Raw genomic sequence first — 6,000 nt, 5'->3', positions numbered from 1 at the left:
TCTTCCCATTCCGAACAGAGAAGTTAAGCCCGCCAGCGCCGATGGTACTGCAGAAATGTGGGAGAGTAGGTCGTCGCCATTCTTTACCAGCCCGGTGTTCTCCAGAGCATCGGGCTTTTTGTTTCTATACATATTGTCAAGCCTGTTCTCTTCTTAACTTTTTTCTACAAAGTTACAGGCTTAGGGTGTAGACTTTTTTTCTATATCTGTTTGCATTTATCTACAGAAGTTGATCTCACCTCATTACTCTTTAACATCATATTCACATTCCCGTAATACTCTTATTTATATTAAATATTCAGATTATGAGCGAATTAGGCTCTTGAATTTCGAATGCTTACTTTGTAATTAGTCAAAAGTTATTGTATAGCGTACAGTTATTGCAGTTGAAAATGAAAGCCATAACTGCACTATGAATATGATGCTAAGTAAAATAACCGGCTCGTTGAATACATTTTTTATTGAGGTGGGAAATATTTTATTGTTTACAGTAAATGTCGTCAAGCAACTTTTTAGTGGTCCTTTTGAGCACAAAGAGTTAATCAAGCAGGGCTATCAGATTGGAAACAAGACGTTGCCGTTAATTGCAATTACTGGTTTTATTATGGGACTGGTTTTGAGCCTGCAATCGCGTCCGGTTTTGGTTGATTTTGGCGCACAATCTTTGCTGCCCGGGATGATTGCTGTATCGATCATCAGAGAAATTGGGCCAGTCATTACTGCACTTCTTTGTGCCGGTAAGATAAGTTCGGGAATTGGTGCGGAACTGGGTGCAATGAAAGTAACAGAGCAGTTGGATGCCATGGAGGTATCCGGAACTAAACCGTTAAATTTCGTAGTTGCCTCCCGCGTGTTGGCAACTACTTTATTGGTTCCCATACTCGTTTTTTTCGCTGATGCTGTCGGGCTTTTAGGTTCTTTTGTCGCAGTTAATATGCATGAAAGTATGTCAGTTCGATTATTTATGTCTCAAGCATTTAATTCACTTAGCTTTTCAGATGTTATTCCTGCAACGATCAAATCTGTGTTTTTCGGTTTTTTTATTGGACTGATTGGTGCATATAAAGGGTATCATACCGATAAAGGAACGGAGTCAGTAGGGATTTCAGCAAATTCAGCCGTTGTAACAGCTTCGTTGGTAATATTTATTATTGATTTAATTGCTGTGCAGGTATCGGATATTATTTATGGCTTCTAAAAAATAGGATGGAAAACGTTATCGAAATAAAGAATCTTAAAAAGGCATTTGGAGAGAAAGATGTGTTGAAAGATGTTAGTATGGTTCTACCAAGGGGTAAAAATATTGCTATTTTGGGTGAATCGGGTACTGGTAAGTCTGTTTTGGCAAAATGTATTGTTAGGCTGATAGAGGCCGATTCGGGTGAAATTTGTGTTTTAGGAAAAGATATTTTGGGTGTGGAAAATGAAGAACTTGATGAAATGAGAAAGAAGGTTGGTTACCTTTTTCAGGGCGGAGCGCTTTATGATTCAATGACGGTTAAGGAAAATCTCGAGTTCCCTATTCGACGAACCCAGGAGTCAAAAAACAAGAAGGAAGTTGCAGAAATGGTAGAAGAAGCACTGGAAAGTGTCGGGTTGAAGGATGCGATTAATAAAATGCCTGCAGAGTTGTCCGGAGGTATGAAAAAGCGGATTGGTTTAGCCAGAACGCTTATTCTGAAGCCTGAAATAATTCTGTATGACGAACCAACCACTGGTTTAGATCCGGTTACCTCAGGAGAGATTAGTGAGCTTATTCTTCGTGTTCAGGAAAAATACAATACGTCGTCAATTATAATCACTCACGATATCAAGTGCGCCCGCATTACTTCTTCAGAAAAATTGAAGTTGATGATGGGTGGAAAGTTTTATGTTGAAGGGACTTTTAAAGAGCTAAGTGAGAGTGATGATAAGAAAGTTAGCTCCTATTTCACCTAAAAGTGGAGTGAAAAAACGAGCATGTAAAAGTTTTGAGACACTGGAGAGTTATGGTCAAAGAGTTCGTTCGAAACGAGCTTGCGAATTCGATTGAAAAACTTTGATACAATCGATGGAATGAGATGAACTCTTATGAAAATTTAAAATTATAAAGAGATGAAAAAAAATAAAAACCAGCCTTTGAAGCTTGGGATATTTGTAACACTCGGTTTATTTATATTCATTGTTGGTATTTACTATTTAGGGAGTAAACAGGATTTGTTTTCCTCAACCTTTACAGTAAATAGCTATTTCAGAGATGTAAAAGGTCTTGTTCAAGGCAATAATGTTCGATACTCAGGAATCAATGTCGGTACGGTGTCGAAAATAGATATTGTTTCCGATTCGACGATTCTTGTTAAAATGTCAATTAATGATAAAGTAAGAGAGTTTATACGGAAGGATTCGAAAGTTGAAATTGGGAGTGATGGACTAATGGGTAGTAAAATTGTTAAGATTCATCCCGGGTCAGCCAACGCTGGAAGTATCTCCGATGATGATGAATTAGAATCGACAAACTCGCTGGACATTGAAGAGATTCTTAAAGAAGCCAAAGTAGTTATTGACGATGGGCAAATAATTACGAAAAATCTGGTTGAGATGACTGATAATTTGAATAACGGAGACGGCGACATCGCTAAGTTGCTGAATGATGACGAAATTACGACAAAGCTCAGTCAGTTTGGTGATGAAATGATTTCAGTTTCACAGAGCATAGATGGTATTACTCGCAAAATTAACCGAGGCGAAGGCGATTTGGGAAAACTGGTGAACGACACCACAATCACTCACGAGTTTCATTCAGCAATGGATCAATTTGGAAATATCATGTTGCGTACTGATACGATTGCAAATGAGCTAATGATTTTTTCAAAATCGATGAATAATGGTAACGGACTTGTCAATCGGTTGGTTTATGATTCCACCATGGCCGATAATGTCGACACGACGATTTATAAAGTTGGAAAGAGCGTCGATAATATTGTTGATGCTGCTGAAACCATTGAAAAGAGTTGGATTTTTAATCTTTTTTCGGGCAATAATAAAAAAGAACGTCAGGAAGAACGGAACAGCCGGAAACCGAATAATATGAAGTAAAAAACTCTGCTTGTTTTATTTTAGTGGTCGTAGAATAGTTTAAATTGGGTATACTATATTATTTTCGCAAGCGTTTTAAACTATTAAAGGTAAAGGATGACCAAGCTAAATCGGATCGACTTTTTTTATGCGGCAATGTTAATTTTTGCGGTTGCATTGCCTTTCTCTGAAGGATTAATATCAACGTCGATCGGGTTATTATTTTTAGCATCCTTGTTTCAATTAAAGAAAAGCGAGATTAAAACTCGTTTTCGAAATCGTCAACTGTTACTTTTTCCGGTGGCAGTTTTTTTAGTTTATGTGCTTTGGTTAGTTTTTACTAACGATTGGCATTGGGCCATTTATGATTTAAAGAAAAATCTGTCGTATTTGTTGGTTCCGTTAGCTTTTATTTTTGCGCCATCTATTTCAGCAAAATTGCAGCGAAATGTTTTGTATGTTTTTATTGTTGCGGTTTTTAGCTCAGCGTTAATCACATTTGTCTATTTTTATTTACAAGATGAAAACTCATTACTAGAAGCGCAGAAGTATGGATTTATACATCACATTCGGTTTAGCTTTCAACTGGTTTTATCACTAATTCTGATTGGCTATTTTCTGCTGACCAACTTTTATAAGCAAAAAAAGTCCCTCAAATTAATAGTGCTTGGCGGTGCAATTTTTCTGGTTGTTTTCCTGATTTGGCATCAGTCGCTCACCGGAGTGCTTACTTTCATTGGAACAGCGTTTTTTGGTTTGCTGATCCTGTCTTCTCGCATAAAAAAGCCAGTACTCAAACGAATTATTTTCAGCCTTTTGCTTGTTTTGGTTTTAGTTCCGTCGCTTTATTTAGCCTACGCCGTAAAACGGTTTTATACAGTTGAAAAAGTTACAATCGAAGAATTAGAGGAAACAACTCATTTGGGTAATAAATACAACCATAATTTGGATAATAAATTGCTGGAAAACGGACATTACGTCTGGCTTTTTGTTTGTGAGAAGGAGTTGGAATTAGAATGGAATAAACGGGCTGATATTAAGTATAATGAAGTTGATGAAACGGGTTATCCCGTTAGTCAAACACTGATTAGATACATGACTTCGAAAGGATTACGCAAAGATGCAGTGGGAATCAGGAAACTATCTGATCAGGATATAGAAAACATAGAGCATGGCATAAGCAATTATATTTTTGCTGATAAAGGAATATCTCTTTATCCCCGAATATACATGAGTATTTGGGAGATTGATACCTACTTGAAAACGAGGGCTGCAAACCAACATTCGTTGGCACAACGCATTGAATATACTCGTGCTGCCATAACAATTATTAAAGATCATTTTTGGTTCGGAGTGGGAACCGGAAATTGGAAGAAAGCTTATGCCGAGGCCTACAAGAAAAATCAGTCTAAAATGGACCCGGCTCGTTATGGAAATGCACATAACCAATATCTCAATTACATGGTGAAATTCGGACTTATAGGTTTACTATTGATTGCTTTTTTTATCGTTTACCCGGTTGTGAAGTCAAAGGCATATCGGAGTCCGATCGTTCTGCTTTTTCTGATTAGTATGTTTATCGCAAACTTTGGCGATTCAAATTTTGAAACCCATGTTGGCTCCAATTTCTTTATCTTCTTTTATTGCTTTTTCCTATTCCCCTGGATGGATAGAAGTTCTGAAAAGTTAACCCAATAGTTTCTTCCACTCATCCATGATTTTTTCGAAGGAGAATTTTTGAATGACTGATTCTCTGGCCTTTTTGCCCATTTCTTTTCGTTTTTCCGGTTGCGTTGCCAGAAATTCAACTTTATCAGCAAATGCATTCATATCTGCATAATCAATTAAGAAGCCGTTTTCCCCGTTTTCAATAATTTCCGGATTGCTGGTCAGTTTAAAAGCAACAGGTACTTTTTTCTCTGCCATAGCCTCTACCATAGCATTCCCAAAACCCTCCCAAAGCGATGGAAAAACAAACAGGTCAATGCTGTTTAAAAAGCTTTTTACATCCGATTGAAATCCTATTAATTCTATCAGGTTTTCCAGCCCATTTTCCTGAATTAGTTTTTGTAAGTTGTTTTCCAGCGGGCCGCTACCAACAATATAGAGTTTGAAATTGAGTTTTCTTTCCCTTAAAATATTTGCAAGCTCAACCAAATGCTTTTGTCCTTTCTGTTCCACCAGCCGTCCAACATTTCCTAGAATAATTTTACCGCTTTCGCTAAAATCGCTTGTGCTCACCGGACGTGAATCCCATTCTTCAAAATTAATTCCGCGATAAATAACCGGCACATTCGATTCATTTAAATGGGGTTTCAAATGGGTAAGAAACGCTTTTCGGGTATCGAGCGAGTTGGGCACAGGATGCGTGATGACTTTTGTTAACAGGTAACGATTTAACGCATTGCTTTTTACCGGAACAGCCAATCCCCGCATGTAAACAATATTTTTTACACCAGCTTTTTGGGCCGCGAGTCCTCCAAGTTTCAAATCGGGAGAAGAATTTAAAAACAGGGTGTCAATGTTCTTTGATCGAAAGAATTTTGCTAGCGCATTTATTTTGAAAGGATTTAAAAATGACAGATTCGAAATTTTGTAGGTGTAAACCCGAATTCCGGATGCTCTTGCTTTAGACTCCAAAACCGAACCGGAAGAAGCAACAATGCACACCTGGTAGTTGTGTCGATGAAAATTTATAGCGTACTCCAGATGCGACTTTTCGCCACCGCCCCAGAATAAGGTGGAGTTAAAAAAGCAAATATTTTTCATCTGTTCATAATTGTTTATTTTTTGCAACACATAGAACTCGCTTTAAATAATCGTGCTTCTGTGTGTGAATATTTTTACATGCTCGTTTCAAATGATTATAATTGTTAGTTTTAAAAGCATCATATGGAACTCGCTTATAATCACTCCTTGATGCAAGAACTTTAAAATGCTCGTCTC

The 6,000-nt window shown here is 37.5% G+C and carries 5 protein-coding genes and 1 rRNA gene; 5 read left to right on the top strand and 1 reads right to left on the bottom strand.

Going from position 1 to position 6,000, the window contains the following annotated elements:
- The 5 genes from rrf to GR929_RS18055 all read left to right on the top strand — a co-directional run.
- Positions 1–82 (top strand): 5S ribosomal RNA (gene rrf, locus GR929_RS18075); the annotation flags it as partial.
- Between the two features lie 384 nt (positions 83–466).
- Positions 467–1,198 (top strand): MlaE family ABC transporter permease, encoded by a 732-nt coding sequence (locus GR929_RS18070; RefSeq protein ID WP_201301057.1) that lies wholly within the window; start codon positions 467–469, stop codon positions 1,196–1,198.
- A gap of 8 nt (positions 1,199–1,206) precedes the next feature.
- Positions 1,207–1,938 (top strand): ABC transporter ATP-binding protein, encoded by a 732-nt coding sequence (locus GR929_RS18065; RefSeq protein ID WP_159522439.1) that lies wholly within the window; start codon positions 1,207–1,209, stop codon positions 1,936–1,938.
- A 156-nt stretch (positions 1,939–2,094) separates the two neighbouring features.
- On the top strand, positions 2,095–3,075 hold the full coding sequence (locus GR929_RS18060) for an MlaD family protein (RefSeq protein WP_159522437.1): 981 nt from the start codon (positions 2,095–2,097) through the stop codon (positions 3,073–3,075).
- Between the two features lie 96 nt (positions 3,076–3,171).
- On the top strand, positions 3,172–4,752 hold the full coding sequence (locus GR929_RS18055; RefSeq protein ID WP_159522435.1) for an O-antigen ligase family protein: 1,581 nt from the start codon (positions 3,172–3,174) through the stop codon (positions 4,750–4,752).
- Here the strand turns inward: GR929_RS18055 and GR929_RS18050 are convergent.
- A complete protein-coding gene (locus tag GR929_RS18050; RefSeq protein ID WP_159522433.1) occupies positions 4,741–5,823 on the bottom strand; it encodes a glycosyltransferase in 1,083 nt (360 codons plus the stop codon). The two genes, GR929_RS18055 and GR929_RS18050, sit on opposite strands and share 12 nt — an antisense overlap.
- Between the last annotated feature and the right edge of the window lie 177 nt (positions 5,824–6,000).

This window comes from Sunxiuqinia indica, assembly GCF_009847015.1.
Classification (GTDB): domain Bacteria; phylum Bacteroidota; class Bacteroidia; order Bacteroidales; family Prolixibacteraceae; genus Sunxiuqinia; species Sunxiuqinia indica.
The sequence above is the reverse complement of the archived record's forward strand: the minus strand, read 5'-3'. Positions and strand labels throughout refer to the sequence as shown.

Coding starts and splice junctions, on each gene's coding strand:
- GR929_RS18050 (WP_159522433.1), bottom strand. CDS start 5,823: ATGAAAAATATTTGCTTTTTTAACTCCACCTTATTCTGGGGCGGTGGC.
- GR929_RS18065 (WP_159522439.1), top strand. CDS start 1,207: ATGGAAAACGTTATCGAAATAAAGAATCTTAAAAAGGCATTTGGAGAG.
- GR929_RS18060 (WP_159522437.1), top strand. CDS start 2,095: ATGAAAAAAAATAAAAACCAGCCTTTGAAGCTTGGGATATTTGTAACA.
- GR929_RS18055 (WP_159522435.1), top strand. CDS start 3,172: ATGACCAAGCTAAATCGGATCGACTTTTTTTATGCGGCAATGTTAATT.